20 protein-coding genes are annotated in these 23,220 nt (G+C 72.1%); 6 read left to right on the top strand and 14 right to left on the bottom strand.

What is annotated here, in order from left to right:
* Positions 1-75: 75 nt before the first annotated feature.
* On the bottom strand, positions 76-699 hold the full coding sequence (locus APR04_RS01190) for a TetR/AcrR family transcriptional regulator (RefSeq protein ID WP_253867325.1): 624 nt from the start codon (positions 697-699) through the stop codon (positions 76-78).
* Positions 696-2,276: an FAD-dependent oxidoreductase gene (locus APR04_RS01185; protein WP_253867324.1), complete on the bottom strand. Its 1,581-nt coding sequence runs from the start codon at positions 2,274-2,276 to the stop codon at positions 696-698. The genes APR04_RS01190 and APR04_RS01185 overlap by 4 nt, the downstream gene beginning before the upstream one ends.
* A gap of 134 nt (positions 2,277-2,410) precedes the next feature.
* On the opposite strand from APR04_RS01185, the gene APR04_RS01180 reads away from it, so the two are divergent.
* On the top strand, positions 2,411-2,791 hold the full coding sequence (locus APR04_RS01180) for an ArsR/SmtB family transcription factor (RefSeq protein WP_253867323.1): 381 nt from the start codon (positions 2,411-2,413) through the stop codon (positions 2,789-2,791).
* The gene (locus tag APR04_RS01175; protein ID WP_253867322.1) at positions 2,788-3,309 is read left to right on the top strand and encodes an SRPBCC family protein; all 522 of its coding nucleotides are present in this window, start codon (positions 2,788-2,790) and stop codon (positions 3,307-3,309) included. The genes APR04_RS01180 and APR04_RS01175 overlap by 4 nt, the downstream gene beginning before the upstream one ends.
* A 110-nt stretch (positions 3,310-3,419) precedes the next feature.
* Here APR04_RS01175 and APR04_RS01170 read toward each other — a convergent pair whose 3' ends face one another.
* Positions 3,420-4,397, bottom strand: a complete 978-nt coding sequence (locus APR04_RS01170) for a hypothetical protein (RefSeq protein WP_253867319.1) — start codon at positions 4,395-4,397, stop codon at positions 3,420-3,422.
* A gap of 108 nt (positions 4,398-4,505) precedes the next feature.
* Between APR04_RS01170 and APR04_RS01165 the strand changes: the two genes are divergently transcribed.
* A complete protein-coding gene (locus tag APR04_RS01165; RefSeq protein ID WP_253867317.1) occupies positions 4,506-6,089 on the top strand; it encodes a serine/threonine-protein kinase in 1,584 nt (527 codons plus the stop codon).
* Positions 6,090-6,171: 82 nt separating this feature from the next.
* Here APR04_RS01165 and leuA read toward each other — a convergent pair whose 3' ends face one another.
* The 8 genes from leuA to APR04_RS01125 form a co-directional block, all read right to left on the bottom strand.
* Positions 6,172-7,998 carry a 2-isopropylmalate synthase gene (leuA, locus tag APR04_RS01160; RefSeq protein ID WP_372496046.1) on the bottom strand — a complete coding sequence of 609 codons (1,827 nt, stop codon included), beginning with the start codon at positions 7,996-7,998 and terminating at the stop codon, positions 6,172-6,174.
* A gap of 229 nt (positions 7,999-8,227) precedes the next feature.
* A complete protein-coding gene (locus APR04_RS01155) occupies positions 8,228-10,399 on the bottom strand; it encodes a DUF7937 domain-containing protein (protein WP_253867316.1) in 2,172 nt (723 codons plus the stop codon).
* A 388-nt stretch (positions 10,400-10,787) separates the two neighbouring features.
* The gene (locus APR04_RS01150) at positions 10,788-12,341 is read right to left on the bottom strand and encodes an alpha/beta hydrolase family protein (RefSeq protein WP_253867310.1); all 1,554 of its coding nucleotides are present in this window, start codon (positions 12,339-12,341) and stop codon (positions 10,788-10,790) included.
* Between the two features lie 507 nt (positions 12,342-12,848).
* Complete coding sequence (gene era / locus APR04_RS01145) at positions 12,849-13,817, bottom strand: GTPase Era (protein WP_253867308.1); 969 nt, start codon at positions 13,815-13,817, stop codon at positions 12,849-12,851.
* Entirely contained in the window at positions 13,814-15,211 is a 1,398-nt protein-coding gene (locus APR04_RS01140) for a hemolysin family protein (protein ID WP_253867307.1), read from the bottom strand. Before APR04_RS01140 ends, era begins: the two co-directional genes overlap by 4 nt.
* Positions 15,212-15,216: 5 nt before the next feature.
* The gene (gene ybeY, locus APR04_RS01135) at positions 15,217-15,669 is read right to left on the bottom strand and encodes an rRNA maturation RNase YbeY (RefSeq protein ID WP_253867305.1); all 453 of its coding nucleotides are present in this window, start codon (positions 15,667-15,669) and stop codon (positions 15,217-15,219) included.
* Complete coding sequence (locus APR04_RS01130; protein WP_253867302.1) at positions 15,666-16,730, bottom strand: PhoH family protein; 1,065 nt, start codon at positions 16,728-16,730, stop codon at positions 15,666-15,668. Before APR04_RS01130 ends, ybeY begins: the two co-directional genes overlap by 4 nt.
* A gap of 113 nt (positions 16,731-16,843) precedes the next feature.
* The gene (locus APR04_RS01125; protein ID WP_253867300.1) at positions 16,844-17,194 is read right to left on the bottom strand and encodes a histidine triad nucleotide-binding protein; all 351 of its coding nucleotides are present in this window, start codon (positions 17,192-17,194) and stop codon (positions 16,844-16,846) included.
* A 244-nt stretch (positions 17,195-17,438) separates the two neighbouring features.
* Here APR04_RS01125 and APR04_RS30850 point away from each other — a divergent pair, with 244 nt between their 5' ends.
* Both APR04_RS30850 and APR04_RS01115 read left to right on the top strand, forming a co-directional pair.
* The gene (locus tag APR04_RS30850) at positions 17,439-18,740 is read left to right on the top strand and encodes a helix-hairpin-helix domain-containing protein (protein WP_253867299.1); all 1,302 of its coding nucleotides are present in this window, start codon (positions 17,439-17,441) and stop codon (positions 18,738-18,740) included.
* Positions 18,737-19,576, top strand: a complete 840-nt coding sequence (locus APR04_RS01115) for an OmpA family protein (RefSeq protein WP_253867298.1) — start codon at positions 18,737-18,739, stop codon at positions 19,574-19,576. The genes APR04_RS30850 and APR04_RS01115 overlap by 4 nt, the downstream gene beginning before the upstream one ends.
* Positions 19,577-19,675: 99 nt before the next feature.
* On the opposite strand, the gene APR04_RS01110 is transcribed toward APR04_RS01115, so the two are convergent.
* Genes APR04_RS01110 through hrcA form a run of 3 tightly spaced genes read right to left on the bottom strand, consistent with a single transcriptional unit; the run spans position 19,676 to position 22,635 of the window.
* Positions 19,676-20,443: a 16S rRNA (uracil(1498)-N(3))-methyltransferase gene (locus tag APR04_RS01110; protein WP_253867297.1), complete on the bottom strand. Its 768-nt coding sequence runs from the start codon at positions 20,441-20,443 to the stop codon at positions 19,676-19,678.
* Between the two features lie 10 nt (positions 20,444-20,453).
* On the bottom strand, positions 20,454-21,575 hold the full coding sequence (dnaJ, locus tag APR04_RS01105) for a molecular chaperone DnaJ (RefSeq protein ID WP_253867296.1): 1,122 nt from the start codon (positions 21,573-21,575) through the stop codon (positions 20,454-20,456).
* Between the two features lie 40 nt (positions 21,576-21,615).
* A complete protein-coding gene (hrcA, locus tag APR04_RS01100; RefSeq protein ID WP_253867294.1) occupies positions 21,616-22,635 on the bottom strand; it encodes a heat-inducible transcriptional repressor HrcA in 1,020 nt (339 codons plus the stop codon).
* Positions 22,636-22,984: 349 nt separating this feature from the next.
* Here hrcA and APR04_RS01095 point away from each other — a divergent pair, with 349 nt between their 5' ends.
* Complete coding sequence (locus APR04_RS01095) at positions 22,985-23,176, top strand: hypothetical protein (protein WP_253867292.1); 192 nt, start codon at positions 22,985-22,987, stop codon at positions 23,174-23,176.
* Positions 23,177-23,220 lie beyond the last annotated feature (44 nt).

The raw sequence follows: 23,220 nt of genomic DNA, 5'->3' as shown, positions 1-23,220 counted from the left end.
GTCACGCGGTCCGGGTCCGCTCGCACGCTGGGGCTGCGCCGACATTCTGAACGGCCGGGCCTGGTCCCCGCTGGGTCACTGCCCCGGGATCATCCCCGCCTGCGCATAGACGGTGCGCAGGTACTCCAGCAGCTCGTCCGCGTCGGGGGGCTCGGGGCGCAGCAGCCGGTAGACGACCGCGCCGACCGTCATGTCGATGAGCGCCTCGATGTTCGTCTCCGCCGGCAGCACGCCCTCCTCCACGGCCCGCGACAGCGCCAGGTGCGCGGTATGCCGCCGGGGCAGGAGGTGGTTGCGCCAGAAGGCCGCCATGACGCCGGGATGGGTGACGCTGGAGCCGAGGACTTGGGCGAGCATCGCCCGGTAGCCGGGCTCGGCGAGGGTCCTGGCGCTGACCGGTAGCGCGTCGACGATCACCTGGGAGATCTCGGCGTAGGACAGGTCTGCCAGGTCGTCCGGGCCAGGGCTGGGGATCTCGCCGCGCGCCGACTCGACGGCCGCCGCGATGAGCTCGTCCTTGCTCGCCCAGCGCCGGTACACGGTGAGCTTGCCGACGCCCGCCTGCCGGGCGATCTGCTCGATGCTGGTCCCGGCGTGGCCGTGCTCGGTGAACAGCTCGAGCGCAGCCCGAAGGATCGCCTCGTCGGTTCGGGGGTCTCGCGGCCGCCCGCGGCCGCGGCGCACGTCGGCGGCGGTCATCGGGCGCTGCCCGTGCGCAGGACCTCGGCGAGCCACGGTCCCGACTCCGCCGGGTCCACGCCGCGCCAGGCCAGGTGCCCGTCCGGGCGCACGAGCCAGGCCTCGGGGACGCCGTCCGTCCGGGTGAGGCGCGCCGGCTCGCCGTCCGGCTCAGCACCGGTCGCGCCGTCCGACGGCGGCACGAGCAGCGCCCAGCGCCCGCCGAGCTCTGCGTGCAGGCGGGTCGGCGCCCCGTCCGCGCGGACACAGCCGAGGTTCGGCACGCGGTCGCCGACGCACGTCCGACGCCGGAGCCGGGCGGCGACCCGCTCGGCCGGCCCGACCCCCAGCGGCCCGGACCGGTAGCTCACCCAGAGCTGCGAGGTCGTGAACGTGGCCCAGCGCTGGATCCACGGCTGGTTGAAGAGCCGGATCAGCACCTGGTCCCGCAGGAACCGGCCGACGGGGCTGGTCGCCACGTTGATCCGCGTCACGTTGGCGGTGCCGCGCAGCACGTCGGTGGCCAGCGGACGCCGCTCGCCCTCATAGGTGTCGAGCAGCCCGTCGGACGCCCGGCCGCGCACCACGAGCGCCAGCTTCCAGGCCAGGTTCTCGGCATCACCGAGCCCGGTCAGCATGCCCTGCCCGCCGAACGGCGCATGCGCGTGCGCTGCGTCGCCTGCGATGAAGACCCGGCCGCGCCGGTACTGGTCGGCCAGCCGCCGATGGATGGTGAACTCGGACAGCCACTCGCTGTCCAGGACCCACACCTCGCGGCCGGTGCGCTCGGGCAGGATCGCGCGGAACCGGTCCAGGATCTGCGCCTCGGTCAGCCGGCTGCGCCGCCCGTAGGCGTCAGCGGCCCTCGGCTCGGCGGCATCCGGCGGGGCCTCCGACAGTGCGCTCTGCGGGTCGTACGCGATCAGCCGCCACAGGTCGGCCCGCCCGTCGTCGTCGGGCATCGGCATGGCGCCGAGCATCCCCGTCGGGTGCACCCAGCCGGACGTCCCGGTCCGGTCCACGTCCCAGTCCAGGTGCACGTCGGCCAGCAGGAACCGTTCGCTCAGGCGCACCCCTGGGGCGTTGATGCCCGCGGCGCTCCGGACGGCACTGCTGGTCCCGTCGCAGCCGACGAGCCAACGGGCCCGCACGGTCCGCCCGTCGTCGAGCTCCGCGGTCACGCCGTCGTCGTCCTGCACGAGACCCGTGAGCGACGCGCCCCACTCGGGCGTCACGCCCAGCTCCGCGAGGCGTCGGCGCAGCTCGCCCTCCACGAGGGCCTGGGACACCACCATCGGTGGTGCAGCGGTCCGCAGGCCGGGATCACCGAACCGGATGCGCATCATGGGCTCGTCGCCAAGGTAGGTGGTGATCCGCATCGCCCGCACCGCACGCTGCGGCAGGTCCCCGAGGGCACCGAGCCGGTCGAGCACCTCGGACCCGCGCACGTGCACGAAGTTGGCGCGCGACGTCGTCGCCGGGGCCGGCATGCGGTCCACGACCCGCACGTCGACCCCCTGCAGGCGGAGCCCGCACGCCAGCGCGAGGCCCGTGGGTCCGGCGCCGACCACGAGCACGTCGGTGACCGCTTGCGTCATGGCTGCTCCTTTTGTTAACGGACCGGTACCGTTAACAAATTAGCGCAGTCCCGCCGTGACCGGAAGGGCCGGGATGCTTTGTGCCACCGATCCCGGCCTTGACAGATTGGTAACCCACGGGTTACCAATAGTCCATGGACGCCTTCACCGCCCTCGCCGACCCGGTCCGCCGCGAGCTGCTCCGGCAGCTCGCGGCCGGTCCGGCGAGGGTCGTCGACATGGCATCCGCTCACCCGATCAGCCGTCCGGCCATCAGCAAGCACCTGCGCGCCCTGGGTTCGGCAGGACTCGTCGTCGCCGACGACGTCGGCCGCGAGCGGCACTACCGGCTCGACCGAGCAGGGATCGCACCCGTGACCGCACTCCTCGCCGAGCTTGCTCCCGCCCCTCCGATCGGCGAGCGAGCGCTCGACGGGCTGGAGCTGGAGGTGCGGCGCGCGGGCCGGGACCGCCAGGCGGCCGAGGGCGCACGACACACCGACGACACAACCCGCACCACGGAGGAGACAGCATGAGCACCAGCCCAACGGCCACCGGCCGCAACGAGCGGCGCGGCGACGGCACGTACATCGTCCTCACCCGCACCTTCCGTGCCCCGATCGAGGACGTGTGGGCAGCGATCACCGAGCCGGAGCGGCTCGCCCGCTGGATCGGGCGGTGGACGGGCGACCCGGCACAGGGCACCGTGCGGTTCGAGATGCTCTTCGAGGGTGAGGGTGTCGAACCCGAGGAGTACACGATCGACGCGTGCGACGCTCCGGCCCGCCTCGAGCTCACGTCCCGCACGGCCTACGACGAGCAGACGCCGGCGACCTGGCACCTGCAGCTCGACCTGACCGAGGCGGACGGTGTCACCACGCTCACGTTCGCCCAGTCGATGGACGACCCCGCCATGGCCGAGAACGTCGGGCCCGGCTGGGAGTACTACCTGGACCGGCTCGTCGCCGCCGAGACGGGCGGCGACCCGGAAGCGATCGACTTCGCCGACTACTACCCCGCGCTGGCCGGGCACTACCGCGCCCTGTCCGGCTGATCAGTGTCTTCGGGCGGCAGCCGCCACGCGTCGTGGTGCCTCTCGTGCCAGACGCTCAGGTCACCAGGGTGACCTGAGCGTCTGGCACGGAGCGAGACGAAGTGCTCGGGTCAGCTCTGGACCTCGAGCATCCGGCGCCGCGCCCGGACCAGCGCAGCGCCCGCCGCCGTGAGGGCGAGACCAGCGGCAGCCACGCCGACGACCTGGCCACCGGTCTGCGCCAGCGCGCCCGGCGCCTGCGCCTCCCCGGCTGACTGGATGGGCGTGACGGGGTTCATCCCGGCCTCGGCGCCGCCGCTGCCCGGGTGACCGATCGGAAACGTGCCACCGTCGCCGGAGCCGTCGTCCCAGCCGCCGTCACCCGGGTCGCCTCCGCCCGGACCGCCGTCACCCGGGTCGCCTCCGCCCGGGTTGCCTCCGCCCGGGTCGCTGACGTACACCGGGCTCTCCAGCAGGTCGTCCACGACGCCGTCCGGGCCGGCGACCACGCCGACCGTGCCCGGCACGTCGGCGTTCCCGACGTTCTCGCCGACGGAACCGATGTCGTTGATGATCTCTGCGGGCAGGTTGTCGGTCACGCCCTCCTCGGGTGCGTCAGCGCCCAGGACGTCGTCCGCGGCACCGTCGTCGCCGGCCACCGCGTTGACTGCGCCGGTGACACCGTTCGCCACGTCCTGGACAGGTCCGCCCGCGTTGGCCGACGCAGGAGCCGCTGTCGCGACGACCTCGTCGGACCGCGCCGACGCGCCGCCACCTGTCACGCCCTGCACGACGTCCTCGACCGCGCCGTCCTTGCCGGCCGCCGAGTCGACGACGCCCGTGACACCCCGCACGGTGTCGTCCACGGCACCGTCCTTCTTGGTGACCTGCTGGGCCGTGTCCGACACCTGGTTCAGCGTGGTGTCGACCGCGCCGTCCTTGCCGACGACCGATTCGACGGTGCCTGTGAGGAGCCCCCCGAGTCCCCCCGTCGACTGCGCGGCGTTCGGCGCCTCGTCAGCCGCCGTCGCGGACGTCGCGCCCGCGATGATCAAGCCGCCCGCGACGAGCGCGGACGGGAGCGCCCGGCTCACGAACTTCCTCTTCATGTGTCCCCCTGTATCGGTATCTCTGTCTAGTTGCCCGCTCTGAGCGGATGCGCGATCACCCTGGCCGATAACCCGGGTGAATTCAAGGACATCGGGTATGTTTCCCCCATGATCGTGCCAGGCTCAGGGGCAGCCCCGCAGATCCAACCGCTCGAACCGTCCGACCCGCAGGAGCTGGGTGGTTATCAGCTCCTCGGACGGATCGGCGCTGGCGGTATGGGAGTGGTGTACCTCGCAGAAACCCGAACCGGACGGAAGCTGGCCGTCAAGGCCATCCTGAAGGAGTTCGTCCAGGATCTGGAGTTCCGCACCCGGTTCCGCAGAGAGGCCGCCGCGGCGATGAAGGTGCGCGGCCGACATCTCGCCACGCTGATCGACGCCGATCCGGACGGCGCCCAGCCGTGGCTGGCCGTCGAGTACGTGGCGGGACCGGCGCTGACCGCCGTCGTGCAGGCCGACGGCCCGCTGCCGGAGCCCGACGTGCGCCGCATGCTGGCGGGCGTGGCAGAGGCCTTGCGGTCCGTGCATCAGGCCGGCATCGTGCACCGGGACCTCAAGCCGTCCAACATCCTGCTCGGCGAGGACGGCCCGATCGTCATCGACTTCGGGATCGCCCAGGCGTCCGACTCGACGTCCCTGACGCGCACCGGTCTCAAGGTGGGCACGCCCTCGTTCATGGCGCCGGAGCAGGTACGTGGGAGCATCGCGACTCCGGCGGCCGACATCTGGGCGCTGGGTGCCGTCGCCCTCTACGCCGCGACCGGCCAGCGGGCGTTCGGCGAGGGCGACACCACCGTCGTCTACTACCGCGTGGTCCACGAGGAGCCCGACCTCAGCGCCTGCCCGCCCTGGCTGTTCCCCCTGGTCCGTGCCTGTCTCGACAAGGATCCCGAGGCCCGGCCGGACCTCCAGGACGTGCTCGACTTCCTCAACGAGGTACCGGCCGGCCTCCGGGCGACGAAGATCGCTCCGGGACCCGCCGTCAGCCCTCTCGACGAGGAGACGACGCTGCGCGACGACGCCACTGTGGTCAAGGCGGAGCAGGTGTCCCCCGCGGAGCCCACGCCGGCCCCCGACCCGGCCGCTGCCGAGCCGGAGGAGGCCCGCCGCGGCCTGCTGTCCCGGCCGACCACGTGGCTCGTCGCTACCGGAGGTGTGCTCGTCGTCGGCGCGATAGCGACCGCGTTCGCGCTGGGCCTGCCGCCCGGCACCCCGGACGCCGCTGCCACGACGTCGGCGTCGCCCTCCGGGGAGGCGTCGCCGGTGGCCATCGACGAGTGCCTGGTGGGCGAGTGGCGACTGGACAGCCTGACCACGAAGATGCGCATCGAGGCTCTCGACGAGACCGTGGAGGCCAGCGGCTTCGACGGGCGGGTGACCGAGTTCCGCGCCGACGGGACCCAGCTCGTCCACTACGACGACGCCCAGCCGGCCCGCGCGGAGACCTCGCTCGGGGTGCTCACCGAGACCTGGAGCGGCACTGCGAAGTACCTCGTCACGACCAGCGACGACGGCATCCTGACGACCGCTGGATCAGACTTCCGGGACGTCACGCTCACCATCGCCCTCGCCGGGGAGAGCGTCGAGCGCCAGCCGAACGCCCCGACACAGGAGCTGCGCTACACCTGCGACGACCAGACCTATACGGAACAGGCGGACGGCTTCGAGGCCACCTACACCAAGCTCCGTTGAACCAAGCTCCGTTGAGTGCTGGAGACTCGCCCTTCTGGGCCGGCATACGGGCGAGTCTCCAGCACTCAACAGGGCAGGAGGGTCAGGCGGTTCGTTCCGCTCGGTTGACCGCCGAGACGATCGCCTTGAGCGACGACAGCGTGATGGACGGGTCGATGCCGACGCCCCACAGGACGTCGTCGCCCACCGCGCACTCGACGTAGGCCGCCGCGCTGGCGTCCCCGCCCTCCGACAGGGCGTGCTCCGTGTAGTCCAGCACGCGGACGTCGACGCCGACCTGGGCGATCGCGTTCACGAACGCGTCGATGGGCCCGTTGCCGGTACCGGTCAGCGTCAGCTCCTGACCGCGGTCGATCACGTCGACCTCGAGCGTGTCCTGCTCACCCTCCGCCGACACCGCACGGGTTCCTCGCAGCGTGAGCCGGCCCCAGTGCTCCAGGCCGGACGGCGCGCCCTCCTCGACGGGCAGGTACTCGTCCGTGAAGATGCGCCAGATGTCCGCACCGGTCACCTCGGTGCCCTGGGTCTCGGTCACCTTCTGCACGGCGTGCGAGAACTCGATCTGCAGGCGGCGCGGCAGGTCCAGCCTGTGCTCGCTCTTGAGCAGGTAGGACACCCCGCCCTTGCCGGACTGCGAGTTGACCCGGATGACGGCCTCGTACGAGCGTCCGACGTCGCGCGGGTCGATCGGCAGGTACGGCACGCCCCAGTGCAGGTCGTCGACGCCGACACCGGCCGCCTCCGCCCGCCCGGCCATGTGCTCGAAGCCCTTCTTGATGGCGTCCTGGTGCGAGCCGGAGAACGCCGTGAACACCAGGTCGCCCACGTACGGGTGCCGCTCGTGGACGGGCATCTGGTTGCAGTGCTCCACGGTCCGACGGATCTCGTCGATGTCGCCGAAGTCGATCTGCGGGTCGATCCCCTGCGAGAACAGGTTCAGGCCCAGGGTCACCAGGTCGACGTTGCCGGTGCGCTCACCGTTGCCGAACAGGCAGCCCTCGATGCGGTCGGCACCTGCCAGGTAGCCCAGCTCGGCGGCCGCGACGGCTGTGCCGCGGTCGTTGTGCGGGTGCAGCGAGAGGATGACGTTCTCGCGGTGGTGCAGGTGCCTGCTCATCCACTCGATCGAGTCGGCGTAGACGTTGGGCGTGGCCATCTCGACCGTGGCCGGCAGGTTGATGATGACCTTGCGCTCCGGCGTCGGCTCGAAGACCTCGATGACCTCGTTGCAGATGCGCGCGGCGAACTCGAGCTCGGTGCCCGTGTACGACTCCGGCGAGTACTCGTAGTAGATCCGCGTGTCCGGGACGGTCTCCTCGAGCTTGCGGCACAGCTTGGCGCCGTCCAGCGCGATGTCGACGATCCCGTCCTGGTCGGACCGGAACACGACCTCGCGCTGCAGCACGGACGTCGAGTTGTACAGGTGCACGATCGCCTGCTTGGCACCCGCCAGCGACTCGTACGTGCGCTCGATCAGGTGCGCACGCGCCTGGGTGAGGACCTGGATCACGACGTCGTCGGGGATCCGGTTCTCCTCGATGAGCTTGCGCACGAAGTCGAAGTCGATCTGGCTCGCCGACGGGAAGCCGACCTCGATCTCCTTGTAGCCCATCGACACCAGCAGCTCGAACATGCGGAGCTTGCGCGCCGGGTCCATCGGCTCGATGAGGGCCTGGTTGCCGTCACGCAGGTCGACCGCGCACCAGCGGGGTGCCTGCTCGATGCGCTTGGCGGGCCAGGTCCGGTCGGGGATGTCCACGCGGATCTGCTCGTGGAAGGGCTGGTACTTCTGGATCGGCATGCCCGACGTCTGCTGCGGGTTGTCGGCGATGATCCCGCCCGCTGCGCCGTGCACTGCTACGTCGTGAACTCCGCCGGGGGTGGTGGCGGTGATGCTGTTCTCCATCATGTGTCCTTCGCTCGGTGAGGTTGGCCGGCACACCAAGCCTCCGCGACGAGGGACCGACCTGTCTAGGCCTCGTCGCGGCAGCGAAGGAGAAGAATCACCGTCGGGCGCACGCTGTCACTGTACTCCTGGTGCCTGTTCCGGACGCCAGTCCCGCCCATGATGCGGACGACGTGTCGGACGTGCAGGTTCCCTGGGGGCCTGCACGTCCGGCACGTCGTCAGGAGGGTCGTCAGCGGCGGTTGCGCAGCGCGGCGTCGACCTGCGGGTCGCCGAGGGCGCCCAGCCAGTCGAGCAGCGCCGGGTAGGTCGACGGGTTGGCGGCGACCTGCGGACGCAGGTGCGGCGCCTCCTGCACGATCTTCGCCAGGTCGGCCAGCGGGGTGGCCGGGTCGAGCGCCAGCGCGGCGCTCCACCTGCCGCCCACGGGCGGCAGCACAGCGGTGTGGCCCGCCTCGGCCCCGTTGCCGGACGCCGCGGCGCCCTGCCCGTGCCCGTGCCCCTGCCCCTGCCCCTGCCCGACGACGGTCCGGCGCGTGACCTGTTCCTGCTCCCGGCCACCGGCCGCGCTGCCCGACGGCGCCTGGGCGACCGGCTGACCGCTCGTCGCCGGCCCGGTGGCCGCCGTCTGCTGCACCGGAGCCACCGGCTGCTGCGCGGACACCGGCCGCCGTGCGGGGGTGGCCGGCGCCGCGCCCGACCGGATCGGGGGCATCGTCGCCGTCTCGCCCATCGAGGAGCCCGCAGGCGGGCCTGCTGCCGGCATCTCCTCGACGGTGCGCATGGCGGAGAGCGAGACCTCGCCGGACTGCGGCTCGACGGTCTGCACCGGAGTCGCCCCCCGCTGAGCCGCCGCGGCACCCGCGACGGTCCGCACGGCGCCCGTCGAGCTGACCCGGCGGGGCTCCGCGGGCCGGCGCAGCTCCGGGGCGGACCGCACGGGCTGCTCGGGGAGCGCGACCGGCGGAGCCTTGTTGCCCTTGGGGCGTTGCGGGGCCCACAGGTAGGCCTGGCTGCGGTCGACGTCGGTGTCGCCACCGATCCCGACGGTCTGGAAGTGCTCGCGCACGGCCTTGGGGACCATCAGCGCGGAAGCCGCGACCACTGGCAGGCCGAGGGCCATCAGCAGGTCGCCCAGGTTCACGCCGAGGCTCGCACCGGACGTCGCGATGACCACGACGAGCCCGAGCACGCCCGCGATGCACGCGGCACCCACTGCGGGGACGTGCCCCGTCCCGGGGTCGCGCTGCAGCGAACGGCGCGCGAACCAGGCGATGCCTGCCACGACGACGCCGAGGACGAGCCGCACCACCAGCGGCACGCCGGCACCGGAGCCGATGAAGCCCGGGTCGATGAGCTGCACGAGCGCGGCGAGGGCGCTGCACACCGCGAGCAGCACGATGATGTCGAAGGCGCGGATGGCCACTCGCACCCAGAGGCCCGCGGCGCGCTCGATGCTGGCATCGGCCTCGGCAGCGGGATCCCTGCGCACGGCGGGCGAACCCGCGACGGCCGCGGCGAGCGGCAGGAGCACCAGGCCGAACCGGCTCGGGTCCGTCACGCCGGGGCGCATGGACTCCAGCCCGGCCAGCGAGTCACCCGAGGTGAAGATGAAGAGCAGGGCCAGCACGATACCCGCGGCGACCAGCACGAGCCGCGAGGGGCGGTCGTGCCGCACCGTGCCGCCCACCAGGAGCCACGCCAGGCCGACGACGAGCACGAGCCACACGGGCGACAGCAGCCGGTCGCCCAGCGTCGCGTCGGCGGCGAACTCCGCGAGCAGCGTCGAGGTGACGGCGCCCACCGCGATCAGCACGCCGACCCCGGCGAGCCCGAGGCGCCAGCCGCGTACCACCGCGCCGTCCTGCTCGACGGGGCCGAGCTCGCTGTCGCGCGGGGTCGCGGCGAGCGCCCCGCCCGCCAGTGCGAGGCCGAGGCCGGTGCCGACACCCGTACCGCTGCGGACGTCGAAGACGAGGTGCAGCAGGCCGATCACGGCCAGCGGGAGCCCGGCGAGCAGGCGTGCGCGGCGCGTCGAGTGCACGGTCCACGTCGCAGGCAGCGCGCCGAAGCGCGCGAGGTACGGCAGGCTCAGCGAGGCGAGGGACAGCGCGACGGCCAGGACCACCTCTACCCGGTCCGCCGAGCGGTCGGCGAGGTTCCAGGGCAGCGCCAGCGAGACGAGCAGGGCCAGGGCGGCGATCGCGTCCCGCACGTAGTCGGCCACCGCGATGTTCGCGAAGGGTCTGTCGGTGTCGGAGCTGTCGGGCTCGGGCCCGGACCCGATCTCGGGCGAGATCATGGCGACGTACTCGTGGTCGAGGCTCTCCGTGGGTGCGCCGTTCGTGTCCTGCGCACCGTCGGCCGAAGCTCTCTCGTCACGCTCGGAAGCGTGCTGGTCCATCATCCGTTCACTCCTCGATAACGCCGCTGGTCGAGACTGGGAAGGGTGGCTGGCGGCGCGGGGTCCCTGACGTTTGTACCCGCTCGGAACGGAACCTGTCAGGCCAAACGACGGCGAGTCCGGTCACACCCCGCAATTCTGCGCACGTCCATCACATTCGGCATGCGCAGAACACCACCGTCGGCGGCAGCCGACGGCACGTCGAGGTCACAGGAGAACGCGCTGGGCTCGGCTGCCGCACCAGCATCCCGCACCTGCGACGTCTGGCTCGTTCCGATCGGCCGCCGAAAAGCCTGGACGCGCTTGCTGACCGTACCGGATCGGGAGCACGTCGTGGGCCTCGACGCGGTGGCCACCACCGTCCGTCCTCGGTCAGCGTCGCGGCGCGTCAGATGCCGAGCTGGTATGCGCCCCAGTACGCCAGAGTCACCAGGAGCGCCGTCGCGCCGAGCACGGTGAGCCAGAAGCCGGTCGAGACGACGGCGGTGGCCCGCACGCCCGGATCGGTCCCCGGCACGAGCACGACCCGTCCGCGCAGGTCGCGGATCCGGTCGAGCAGCAGCGCCGCCGCGACGACGGTCACGACGCCGAGCAGCCGCACGCCGAGCCAGCCGCCCTGGACCACTACCGCGTCCTTCTCGTACTCCAGGGCGAGGCGTGCGACGACGGCGAGGTACGCGACGAGCGCGACCGTCGTCGCGGCAGCGCCGACGCCCAGCCCCGCCAGTGGCGCGCGCAGCCCAGGGGCGAGCCGAGCGCCCGGGCGACCGGAACGCCGTCGGGCGAGGCGGCCCGTCAGCACCGCACCGCCCACGAGCAGCGGGCCGACGACGAGCAGCCCGCCCGCGGTGATGACCACCCCGACGAGCCAGTCGCCGTCGCCGTACCAGTGCGGCTGGGGCACCGGCGCCGCGAGGTAGAGCTGCTCCGGCTGGGCGCCTGCGACCTGCGGCGGCGCGGACGCCGTAGCGGGCAGACCGAGCAGCCAGCCGGCGACGTCGGCCGCGAAGTCGGGGTGCAGCAGCAGCCCGTCGGGTGTCTCCACGTTGATGCCGTGGTTCGCGCGGTCGTAGAAGCGCACGGTCACGTCGTCGGCGGCCTCGACGAGCTCCCGCGTGCCCTGCTCGAGCGGCATCGAGGCGTCGTTCGTGCCGTACACGGCGAGGATCGGGTCCTCCTGCTCCCGCAGCCACGGCCGGACGTCGAAGTCGGCGTACTCGAAGCCGCCGCCGGGCACCTTCATGCCCACCGCGCGCGGGATCGCGCGGAAGACGCCGGCGGGCACGTCCGTGTTCCGCAGGTAGTTGTCGACGGCGTACGCGGCCTGCTGCCGTGGCGGCACCACCGGGGCGGAGACCAGGACCTGGAACGCGAGCCGCGGGTCGTCCACCATCATCACCGGCGACACCCACGCGCCCTCCGACTCCGCGTACAGACCGACGGCGTCGGGGTCGACGCCGGGGACACCGCGCAGGTAGCTGACCGAGTGGGCGTAGTCACGCGCCATGGCCTCGTAGTCCCGGTGACGGGTGGAGTAGTTGTCCAGCCGTTTGTCGGGCACGAGCGTGGTGATCCCCGCGCTGGCCAGGGCGGTCGCGGCCAGCGTGAACGCGTCGGCGGCCTTGCCGGTGCCCGCGCCGTGCACGAACACGATGCCAGGGCGGTCCTCGGCACCGGCCTGCCCGTCGGCGCCGACCGGCTCGCGGAGCAGCCCGGCCACCTCGAGCCCGTCGGCGAGCGGGATCGTGACGGCGGACTCGCGCACCTCGTGGTCGCCCGGCTCGCCGCCGTCGGCCGAGGTGCCACCGATCGCCGTCGACACGGTGGCCGGCTCCAGATGGTCGGTGACGGGTTCGGGCTCCCAGGCCGGTCCTGCGACCGCGCCGGTGACCGCGAGCGCGACCAGGATCGCGGAGGAGGTGGCAACGGTCCGGAAGAACACCTTCGGATGCTACGCCCGCGGCCCTGCCCTCTCGACGGTAAAGAACTGGCGCGTCCCGCGCCCCATCGTCTGATCCCCTTCCAAACCTAGGTTTCTTCGCTTTCAGCCCCCTCAAAACGAAGCAACCTAGGTCTCGAAGGGGAGTCAGGCCGGGTGGCCGTGGCGGCCGGCGCCCGACGCGAAGCGCGCAGCTCCGGCGTAGGCGCTCGCTGTCAGCGAGCGCTCTCCGTGCAGCCACTCCTGGGCCAGGGCGTCCGCCTCGGGCAGGGGCCACTGGTGGGACGTGCGGGCTGCGGTTCGCCCGCCGAACCGCAGCCTAGACGTCCCTGCCGCCGCGCTCGCCCGCCGAACCGCAACCTAGACGTCCCCGCCGCCGCCGATCCGAAGGTTGCGCGTCCGAACAAGGGCCGGAGGACTCGCAACCTTCGGTTCGCCGCCGCCGATGACGTGCAACTTGCGGTTCGGCACCACCCCCGGGCAGTGGTGGACACCCAACTTGCGGTTCGGCTAGAAGCCCAGCCTGCGCAGCTGCTTCGGGTCCCGCTGCCAGTCCTTGGCGACCTTGACGTGCAGGTCGAGGTAGATGCGCTGGCCCAGCAGCTTCTCGATGCCCTGGCGCGCCTCGGTGCCCACCGACCGCAGCCGTGAGCCGCCGCGCCCGATGATGATCGCCTTCTGGGAGTCACGCTCCACGAAGAGGTTGACCCGCACGTCCAGGAGCGCGGGCTTGCCCTTCTCCGGGTCGCCGGTCCCCTCGCGCTCGACGATCTCGTCCACGACCACGGCGAGGGAGTGCGGGAGCTCGTCGCGCACGCCCTCCAGGGCCGCCTCGCGCACGAGCTCTGCCACCATGACGGCCTCCGGCTCGTCGGTCAGCTCGCCGTCCGGGTACAGGTCGGGGCCCTCGGGCAGGTGGGAGATGAGCACGGCCTCGAGCTCCTCGACCTGGTAGCCGTCCTTCGCGGACACGGGAACGATGTCGGCCCACTCGCGGTCGACGGTCTTCGCCAGCTGGTCCACGGAGATGAGGTGCTGCATGAGGGTCTCGCGCGGCACGAGGTCGGCCTTGGTCACGACCGCGACCACCGGCCTGCCCCGGCGGCCCGTCATCAGCTCGGCCAGCTGAGCCGCGATGTACCGGTCGCCCGGGCCCACCTTCTGGTCGGCGGGCAGGCAGAACGCGATGACGTCCACCTCGGACAGCGTGTCGCGCACCAGGTCGTTGAGGCGTTCGCCCAGCAGGGTCCGCGGGCGGTGCAGGCCCGGCGTGTCCACGAGCACGAGCTGCGCGTCCTCGCGGTGCACGATCCCGCGGATCGTGTGGCGCGTGGTCTGCGGCCGTGCCGACATGATCGCGACCTTCTGCCCCACCAGCGCGTTGGTCAGGGTGGACTTGCCGGCATTGGGACGGCCCACCAGGCAGGCGAAGCCGCTCCGGTGCTCGGCGGTCTGATGCACTGCGGGCTGGTCGCTCACGAGGTCACTTCCTTCTGGTCACGCTTCTGATCACGGTGGTCATGCTGCTCGGGACCACCGTTGCTGTCATCCGGCTCGGTCGCCGGCTCCGTGCGGTGCACGAGGATCGTAGAGATCTGCTTGCGGCGGCCCTCCACCCGCTCCGCCTCGAGGTGCATCCCGCCCACCTCGGCGGACGAGCCCGCCAGGGGCACCTTGCCCAGCGCCTTGGCGAGCAGACCACCGGCGGTGTCCACGTCGTCGTCGTCCAGGCGCAGGTCGAACAGGTCACCGAGCTCGTCCACCGGGAGGCGGGCCGGCACCCGGAGGACGCCGTCGCCGAGGTCCTCCACCTCCTGGACGGGCACGGTGTCGTGCTCGTCGGTGAGCTCACCGACCACCTCCTCGAGGAGGTCCTCGATGGTCACCAGGCCTGCCACGCCACCGTACTCGTCCACGACGAGCGCGATGTGGCTGGCCGAGGCCTGCATCTCCCGCAGCAGGTCGTCGATCGGCTTGGACTCGGGCACGAAGACGGCGTCGCGCGCCACGTCCGACGCGGGACGCCGCGAAGGCTCCCGCGCGCCGGGGTCGCCGTCGCCCACCGGCCAGTGCACCGCGGCCACCACGTCCTTGAGGTAGGCGACCCCGACGACGTCGTCCACCGACTCCCCGATCACCGGAACCCGCGAGAAACCGGATCGCAGCAGCAGCCGCAGCACCCGGTCCAGCGAGGTGCCCGCGGTGACCGTCACCATGTCGGTGCGGGGCACCATGACCTCACGCGTGATGGTGCCGCCCAGCTCGATCACCGAGCGGATGAGCTCCCGGTCGGACTCCTCGAACGCGCTGCTCTCCGAGAGGCTCTCCCCCACCCGGTCGGCGATGTCGCGCAGCTCGGCCTCGGTGGGCGGCGACGGGTCGTACCGCGGCACCGAGAACCGGGTGAGCCACGCGACCGCGCGTGAGACCCCGGTCAACGGGCCCACCAGCGCGAGGAGCACGGCCACCGGCTTGCGGAAGCCGAGCGCGCGCGGCGACACCCGCACGAAGATGACGCCGATGACGACGCCCACCACGAGCGCGATGAGCATGACCGGGAGCTCGTCGGGGACTCCCTCGCCCGGCATCGCCTGCTGCACCAGCAGGGTCCCGGCCGCGATCGCGACCACCTCCGACATGACACGCACGAGCGCGAAGGAGGCGACGATCGCCGTCGGGTCCACGACGAGCGCCTGGGCGCGCCGGATCCGGGCGGCGCGCTCCGGCTCGGGCGACTGCCCCAGCTCCGCCTCCGCGAGCGCCTCCGTGAGGGACGCGCGGGTGACGCGCAGGAGCGCGGCCTCTCCGGCCGAGAGCATGCCCGCCAGGGAGAGCCCGACCAGCATCACGAGGGTGAGGAGCAGATCGATCACGCCGGTCACCGCGTAGCGAGGAAGGTCAGGAGGAGCTTGCGCTGGAGCGCGAACATCTCCTTCTCCTCCTCCGGCTCGGCATGGTCATAGCCGAGCAGGTGCAGAATCCCGTGCGTGGTCAGGAGCAGGAGCTCCTCGGTCGTGGAGTGGCCGGCGGCCTTGGCCTGCGTGACCGCCACCTCCGGGCACAGCACGATGTCGCCGAGCATGCCGGGCGGGGTGACGTCACCGTCGCGTCCCGGACGCAGCTCGTCCATCGGGAAGGAGAGGACGTCGGTGGGGCCCGGCTCGTCCATCCACTGCACGTGCAGGTCGGACATGACGGTGGTGTCGACGAAGATGAGCGACAGCTCCGACTGCGGGTGCACCCGCATGGAGTCGAGCACGAAGCGGCCGATCGCGGCGAACTCCGCCTCGTCGACCTCGAACCCGGACTCGTTGTTGACCTCGATGCTCACCGGCGCTGCCTCTTGCTCCCCTGGTTGCCGCCCTGACGGTGGTCCTGCGGCTGACGGCCCGGGCGCCGGTCATCGGTGAGGACGTCCCAGCGCGCGTACGCGTCGATGATGTCGCTCACCAGCCGGTGCCGCACGACGTCGGAAGACGTGAGGCGGCAGAACTCGACGTCGTCGACGCCCAGCAGGATGTCCTCGACCACGCGCAGGCCGGAGGTGGTGCCGCCCGGCAGGTCGATCTGCGTGGCATCGCCGGTGATCACCATCCTGGAGCCGAACCCCAGACGGGTCAGGAACATCTTCATCTGCTCGGTCGACGTGTTCTGCGCCTCGTCCAGGACGACAAAAGCGTCATTGAGTGACCTACCGCGCATATAAGCCAGCGGCGCGACCTCGATGGTGCCGGCCTCGATCAGCTTGGGCACCTGCTCGGGGTCGACCATGTCGTGCAGCGCGTCGTACAGCGGACGCAGGTAAGGGTCGATCTTCTCGGACAGCGTGCCGGGCAGGAACCCGAGGCGCTCCCCCGCCTCGACGGCGGGACGCGTCAGGATGATCCGGTTGACCTGCTTGGCCTGCAGCGCCTGCACGGCCTTGGCCATGGCGAGATAGGTCTTGCCGGTACCGGCAGGGCCGATGCCGAACGTGATGGTGTTGGTGTCGATGGCGTCGACGTAGGCCTTCTGCCCGACCGTCTTGGGCCGGATGGTGCGGCCCCGGCTGGACAGGATGTTGAACGTGAGGACCTCGGCGGGACGCGACGCCGACGCGTCGCTCAGCATCGCCACCGAGCGTTTCACGACCTCGGGGGTGAGCTGGGTGCCCGCCTCCACCACCTCGATCAGCTCGTCGAGCAGCTGGGTGACCAGGGCCACGTCGCCCGCCGGTCCGTTTACTGCGATCTCGTTGCCACGGGCATGGATTTCGACGCCGGGGAAGCCCTCTTCGACGGCCCGCAGCACCGAGTCCCGGCTCCCGAGGAGCGCGACCGTCGGGAGGTGGGCCGGAACGACGATCTTGTGCTCGATCCGCGTCTGGGACTGTGTGCTGGACGAAGTTGTCATGAGCCGGCCCCGCGGGGCCGATCCGCTCCTTATGCGGTAGGGATGCTGTGCGGTATGGGTGACGACATCTCATCCTATCGACCCGCCCGGGTACCGCCACGGTCTTTCGCTCGTCAGGCGAGACCGGGCAGCTCCCCGCCCGCGAGCAGGTGCGCGTGCACGTGGAACACTGTCTGCCCGGCCTTGGGCCCCGTGTTGAAGATCAGGCGGTGCTGGCCGTCGCCGAGATCGCTCGCGACGCCGTCGGCGAGCCCGATCACGGCGGCCAGGCCCTCGGGGTCCGACGCGGCGAACGCAGGCACGTCCGGATAGTGCTCCTTCGGCACCACGAGCACGTGCACGGGCGCCTTGGGCGCGATGTCCCGGAACGCGATCGCGGTGTCCGACGACGCCACGACATCCGCGGGGATGTCCCCCGCCACGATCTTGCAGAAGAGGCAGTCAGCGTTGTCGGTGCTCGTCATGTTCCGCAGGCTACCGGCGGCGTCCGCCCACCCGCCCCCGGGAGCGGCCGGGCGGCCCGGGCGGGACGCCGGCCGGTTTTCCGTACCGTCCCGCAGTTGGTAATGCCTGGGTGAATGGGATGTGGGAGAGTTTGCCGCGTTCGATGGAGATTGGCTCACTGCGGCACCGTTTCTTCGGTGCCGGCCCAGCGGATCCCGTCGTCGCCCGCACACCACACACTGCAGTAGTCACCTGGAGGTTCGCGTGGGTTGGTTCATCACCCAATCGCTCGCATTCATCATCATCGCGGCCCTGATCGGTCTCGCGATCGGCATCTGGATCGGTTGGCTCGTCTGGGGCCGCCGCGCCAAGGGCAAGCACGCGGCAGCGAAGGCCGAGGCGGCCGCGCGCGCGGACGCCGTCGCGCAGCCCGTGCCCGCCCTCGCTGTAGCCGCCTCAGGCACCGGCACCACGACCGAGGCAGAGCCCGTCGCCACGTCCGGCTCGGACGCAGCGACGAGCGAGGCGGCCGGCGCTGAGCCGGCGGCCGACACCGTCCCGCCGGTCGCGGACGGCGCGCCGGGCCCCGACCCGGACGGCACGGACCGCGCCGATGCCGGCGAGGCCGAGGCCGCCAGGGCCGACGTCATCGCCGAGGCCGAGGCCGTCGCACGCCGCGCCGCCGAGGCGGACGCCACGGCCACGGCCACGGCCGGATCGGGTGCGGAGGCAGAGGCCTCCGCCGCGGAGACGGCAGAGATCGCAGAGACGGCAGAGACCGCAGCGGTTCCTGACGACCTGCGGCGCATCGAGGGCGTCGGCCCCAAGATCGCCGCCGCGCTGGTCGCCGCGGGCTACCCGACCTACGCCAGGATCGCCGCCGCGACCGAGGACGAGCTGCGCGAGGCCGTCGCGGGGCAGGGCATCAAGTTCGCGCCGTCGGCCGCCAGCTGGGCCGACCAGGCGCAGTACCTCGTGGACAGCGACACGAAGGGCCTGGACGAGTACCAGGACTACCTCGTCGGCGGCCAGGAGCGACGCGGGAAGTTCACGGAGAACGTCGACTACACCGACGTCGACGAGATCGACGGCGCCGCCGCCAAGGCCGCCGCGATCGCCGCGGACGAGGCCGAGGCCGCCGCCGCGGTCGAGGCGGAGCCCGAGCCGGAGCCCCAGGACCTGCGCCGCATCGAGGGCATCGGCCCCAAGATCGACGCCACGCTCAAGGCCGCCGGCTACACGACGTACGCGAAGGTGGCGGGAGCGTCCGAGACCGAGCTCCGCGAGGCGCTCGCCGCGGGCGGCATCAAGTTCGCCCCTGCCGCCACGAGCTGGGCCGACCAGGCGCAGTACCTCGTGGACAGCGACACGAAGGGCCTGGACGAGTACCAGGACTACCTGGTCGGCGGGCAGGACCGCGCCGCGAGGTTCAAGAAGGACGTCGACTACACCGACGTCGACGAGATCGACGGCGCCGCCGGCAAGGCGGCGGCCATCAGCGAGGACGAGGCCAAGACGGCGGCCGACGGCGACACCGAGGCCGCGGGGTCCGAGGCGCGGGCATGAGCCTGAGGACGGTGCTGCCCCCGGTGGTCGTCGCGGTCCTCGGCCTGGGTGCGCTCTCCGCCGTCCAGGACACCGGGTTTCGCGAACGAATCGAGTCGGACCTGACGGAGCGCGCGCAGGGGGCGCTCTCCGCGGCCCGCCTCTACGAGGCGGACGTCGAGATCACGGGTCGGGACGCTGACGTGACCGCCCCGACCGCCCTGGAGGCGATCGAGGCCGCCGACGTCGTGAGCGGCGTCGACGGCATCCGGGTGGCAGCGGCGTACGGGCCGGACGGGCCGGTGTCCGCGGACGCGGGCGAGACGGAGAGCTCGTTGTCGCAGAGCTCCCCCGCGTCGACGGCCGTCGTCGACGTCGGCGACGTCGCGTCCGCCGAGGCGACGCTGTTGCCCGAGCCGACCGAGACGCCGTCGGACGACGCGAACGGGGACGCGGAGGCGGAGAGCGACGGGCCCCGGCGGACCCCGACGAGCGCGGAGCGGGAGATGGCCCAGCAGGACCTGGTCGAGATCCCGAACATCACGTTCGTCACGGACAGCGCTCGGCTGACCAGGGACGGCCGACGGGTGGTGCGCGAGGCCGCCGAGGTGCTCGAGGAGCACCCAGAGGTGGAGGTCCGCATCGAGGGACACACCGACTCGCGCGGCTCCGAGACGCACAACCGGCGGCTGAGCGAGCGCCGGGCCGACGAGGTGCTCGACCGGCTGGCCGAGCTGGGCGTCGACCACGACCGGCTGACGTCGGAGGGCTACGGCGAGAGCGACCCGCTGGTCGTCCCGAGGACCTTCGCGGACCTGGAGAAGAACCGCCGCGTGGAGCTCATCGTCCAGGACTGACTCCAGAATGGCCTTGGGTACCGGATCCGGCCGCCGGACTCGGTACCCAGGGTCATTCTCAGCCGGCCCTGTGCCGGGCGAGGACCGTGGCCGGTCAGGTCAGGACCAGCGGCCCAGACGCTCGCTCAGCAGGGCTATCGCTACGGGGCCCGCCGTCGAGGTGCGCAGGACGTGCGGGCCCAGCCTTGCGGTGACCGCGCCCGCCTCCGTCAGCAGGGTTGCCTCACCCTCCGAGATCCCGCCCTCCGGTCCGACGACGACGAGCACCTCGCCGGCGTCGGGCAGCGGCACGGTCGCGAGGGCTGCCGTCGCCTCCTCGTGCAGCACCACCACCGTCCCACCCGCCGCGACGACGGAACGGGTCCGGGCGGCGAGCTGCTTGGTGGACAGGGGCACCTCGACGTCGGGGATGCGGCACCGGCGGGCCTGCTTGGTCGCGGCCCGCACGGTGCTGATCCAGCGCGCCCGCGACTTCGCGGCGCGGTCGCCGCGCCACACGACCACCGAACGCTCCGCCTGCCACGGGATGATCGCGTCCGTGCCGACCTCGGTGGCCGCCTCGATGGCCATCTCGTCACGGTCGCCCTTGGCGAGGGCCTGGACGAGCGTCACGACGACGGCGGGCACCGGCTCGACGTCGGCCCGCTCGACCCGCAGGTGCACCTCGGCACCGTTCACCGACTCGACGACGGTCCGCAGGCGCACCCCGGCGCCGTCGACCACGTCGATCCGTTCCCCGGGGCCGCGCCGCTGGACCACGCCGGCGTGCCGGCCCTCCGCGCCGTCGAGCACATAGACCGAGCCCACGGCGTACTCCGACAGCGGATGGGCGGTGGACGCCTCCGCGAGAAAGACCGGTGCGCTCATGGGTGGGTGGTCAGCGCCCGCTCAGCTTGTCGCGCAGCCGTGAGAACACGCCGCCGTGGACCGACGCGAGCCGCGACTCGGGCCGCTCCTCGCCACGCAGGACCGCGAGCTGCTGCATGAGCGCCGTCTGCTCCTCGTCAAGGGCCGTGGGCACCTGGACCTCGATGTGCACGTTGAGGTCGCCACGCCCGGTCGAGTGCAGGTGCCCCACGCCGAGACCTTTGATGGTCATGACCTGGCCGGGCTGCGTGCCGGGGCGCAGGTCGATCTCCTGGAGGCCGTCCAGCGTGTCGAGCTCGAGGACCGTACCGAGGGCGGCCGCAGTCATCGGCACCTGGAGGGTGCAGTGCAGCTCGTCGCCACGCCGCACGAACGTGTCGTGCGCGCGCTCCCGGATCTCGACGTACAGGTCGCCGGCGGGGCCACCACCGGGGCCCACCTCGCCCTGCGCGGAGAGCTTGATGCGCGTTCCGGTGTCGACGCCGGCCGGCACGTTCACCGAGACGGTGCGGCGCGAGCGCACGCGACCCTCGCCGGAGCAGTCGGTGCAGGGCTCGGGGATCACGGTGCCGAAGCCGCCGCAGGCGGAGCACGGCTGGTTCGTCATGACCTGGCCGAGGAACGAGCGGGCGACCCGCTGCACGGAGCCACGGCCGTGGCAGACGTCGCAGGTGCGCGCCGAGGTACCCGGCCGAGCGCCGTCGCCGCCGCAGGTGTTGCACGCCACCGCGGTGTCGACCTGGATCTCCCGCTTGGCGCCGAAGACCGCCTCGGCCAGCTCTAGGTCGAGGCGCACCAGCGCGTCGTTGCCGCGCCGGGCGCGGGGCACCGGCCCTGCGGGCTGCCCGCCGCCGAAGAAGGTCTCGAAGATGTCCTGGAAACCGAACCCGGCCCCGAACCCGCCGCCCGCGCCGCCGCCCGGCGACGTGGGGTCCACCCCCATGTCGTACTGCTGGCGCTTGTCCGGGTTGGACAGCACCTCGTAGGCGCGCGCCACGTCCTTGAACCGGTCCTCACCCACGTCGCCTGCCACGTCGGGGTGCAGCTCGCGGGCCAGCTTGCGGTATGCCTTCTTGATCTGCTCGGGCGAGGCGTCGCGCGGAACACCGAGAATCTCGTAGTAGTCGGTCACAGGTCTCTCTTTGTGGGGAGGTTTGTGGAAGGTCGGGATGTCAGCTGGGCAGCACTCGCGACAGGTAGCGCGCGACGGCGCGCACCGCGGCGATGGTGCCCGGGTAGTCCATACGGGTGGGGCCGATCGAGCTCAGGATCGCGACGGTGTCGCCGTCGGACGAGCCGTAGCCGGACGTGACCACGGAGGTCTCCGCCAGGCCCGCCAGCCGGTTCTCGTGGCCGATGCTCACGGCCACCCCGGCGTCGTCGGTCATGTCGGTGAGGAGACCGAGCAGGACCACCTGCTCCTCGAGCGCCTCGAGCACGGGACGCAGGCCCTGTTCGAACCGCATGCTCGACCGGGCCAGGTTGGCCTGACCGGCCAGGACTATGCGTTCCTCGCTCTCCTCGCCGAGCGCGGCGGTCACGACCGCTGCCACGGCCGTGGCCAGCGCCCGGTGGTCGTCCGGCATCGCCTCGGTGACCCGCTCGAAGGCGGTGCCGATCTCGGTGAGACGGTGGCCGGCGGCCGCGGCGTTGAAGCGCGCACGCAGCTCGCCGAGCGTCCCGTCGTCCATCCCGACCGGCACGTCGAGGAAACGCTGCTCCACCCGTCCCGTGTCGGTGATGACGACGACGAGGAGCCGCCCCTCGGCCGTCGGCACCAGCTCCAGGTGCCGCAGCCCGGAACGACGCAGCGACGGATACTGCACGACGGCGACCTGGCCCGTCAGCTGGGCGATGAGCCGCCCGGCCCTGGCCACGACGTCGTCCAGGTCGACCGCCTCGGACAGGAACGTCTCGATGGCCCGCCTCTGGGGCACGGTCAGCGGCCGCACCTCGGCGAGCTGGTCCACGAACAGGCGGTAGCCCTTGTCCGTGGGGATACGACCGGCCGAGGTGTGCGGCTGGGCGATGAGCCCAGCCTCCTCGAGCGCCGCCATGTCGTTGCGCACGGTGGCCGGAGAGACACCGAGCCGGTGCCGTTCGGTGAGTATGCGGGATCCGACGGGCTCCCGTGTCCGGACATAGTCCTCCACGATCGCTCGCAAGACATCGAGCCTGCGTTCCTCGCTCACCGCACTCACCTCCGTCCCAGGTAGAACGTCCGGGAACGGCACCCGGGTTCCTGCCTGCTCTCCAGCACTCTCGCCAACCGAGTGCCAATCCTACGCGGCACACGCCAGGGGCCAAGTCCCCGACCCGCCAACGGACCATCAGGTACGCATCATCCGCGCAGGTCACCGGCCGACCTACCCGACCGAACCGTTCGCGCGGGGCGTATAGGGCGATGGCTTAGACGCGTCCGGCCGGGCCGGCGAGACCGGTCCGAAAGATGCGGCGGCCGCCCGATCCGGGCGGGCTACCTCAGCGACGAACCTGGAACCACTGCCGGCGAGAGACCGGCTTCGACCAGGAGGCACCACCATGTTCGGGTTTTCCGACTACGCCGAGTACCGCAGGAACGAGCAGGAGCTCGACCGCCGGGCAGAGCAGTCACGGGCCGCACGCGAGCACGCCACCCGCCAGGACGTGGCCGCGCGGCGCACCGCCGTGCGCACCACCGAGCGCACCGCTCGGACCACGGACGCCGACCGGACCCGTCCGCGCGTCGCCTGACGCCACGGCACCCGGCCCGTGCGGAACGACCGTGACCAGCAGCG

The organism is Promicromonospora umidemergens (assembly GCF_024171995.1).
Lineage (GTDB): Bacteria > Actinomycetota > Actinomycetes > Actinomycetales > Cellulomonadaceae > Promicromonospora > Promicromonospora umidemergens.
Note: the sequence above shows the minus strand (reverse complement) of the source record. Positions and strands in the feature narration are given on the sequence as shown.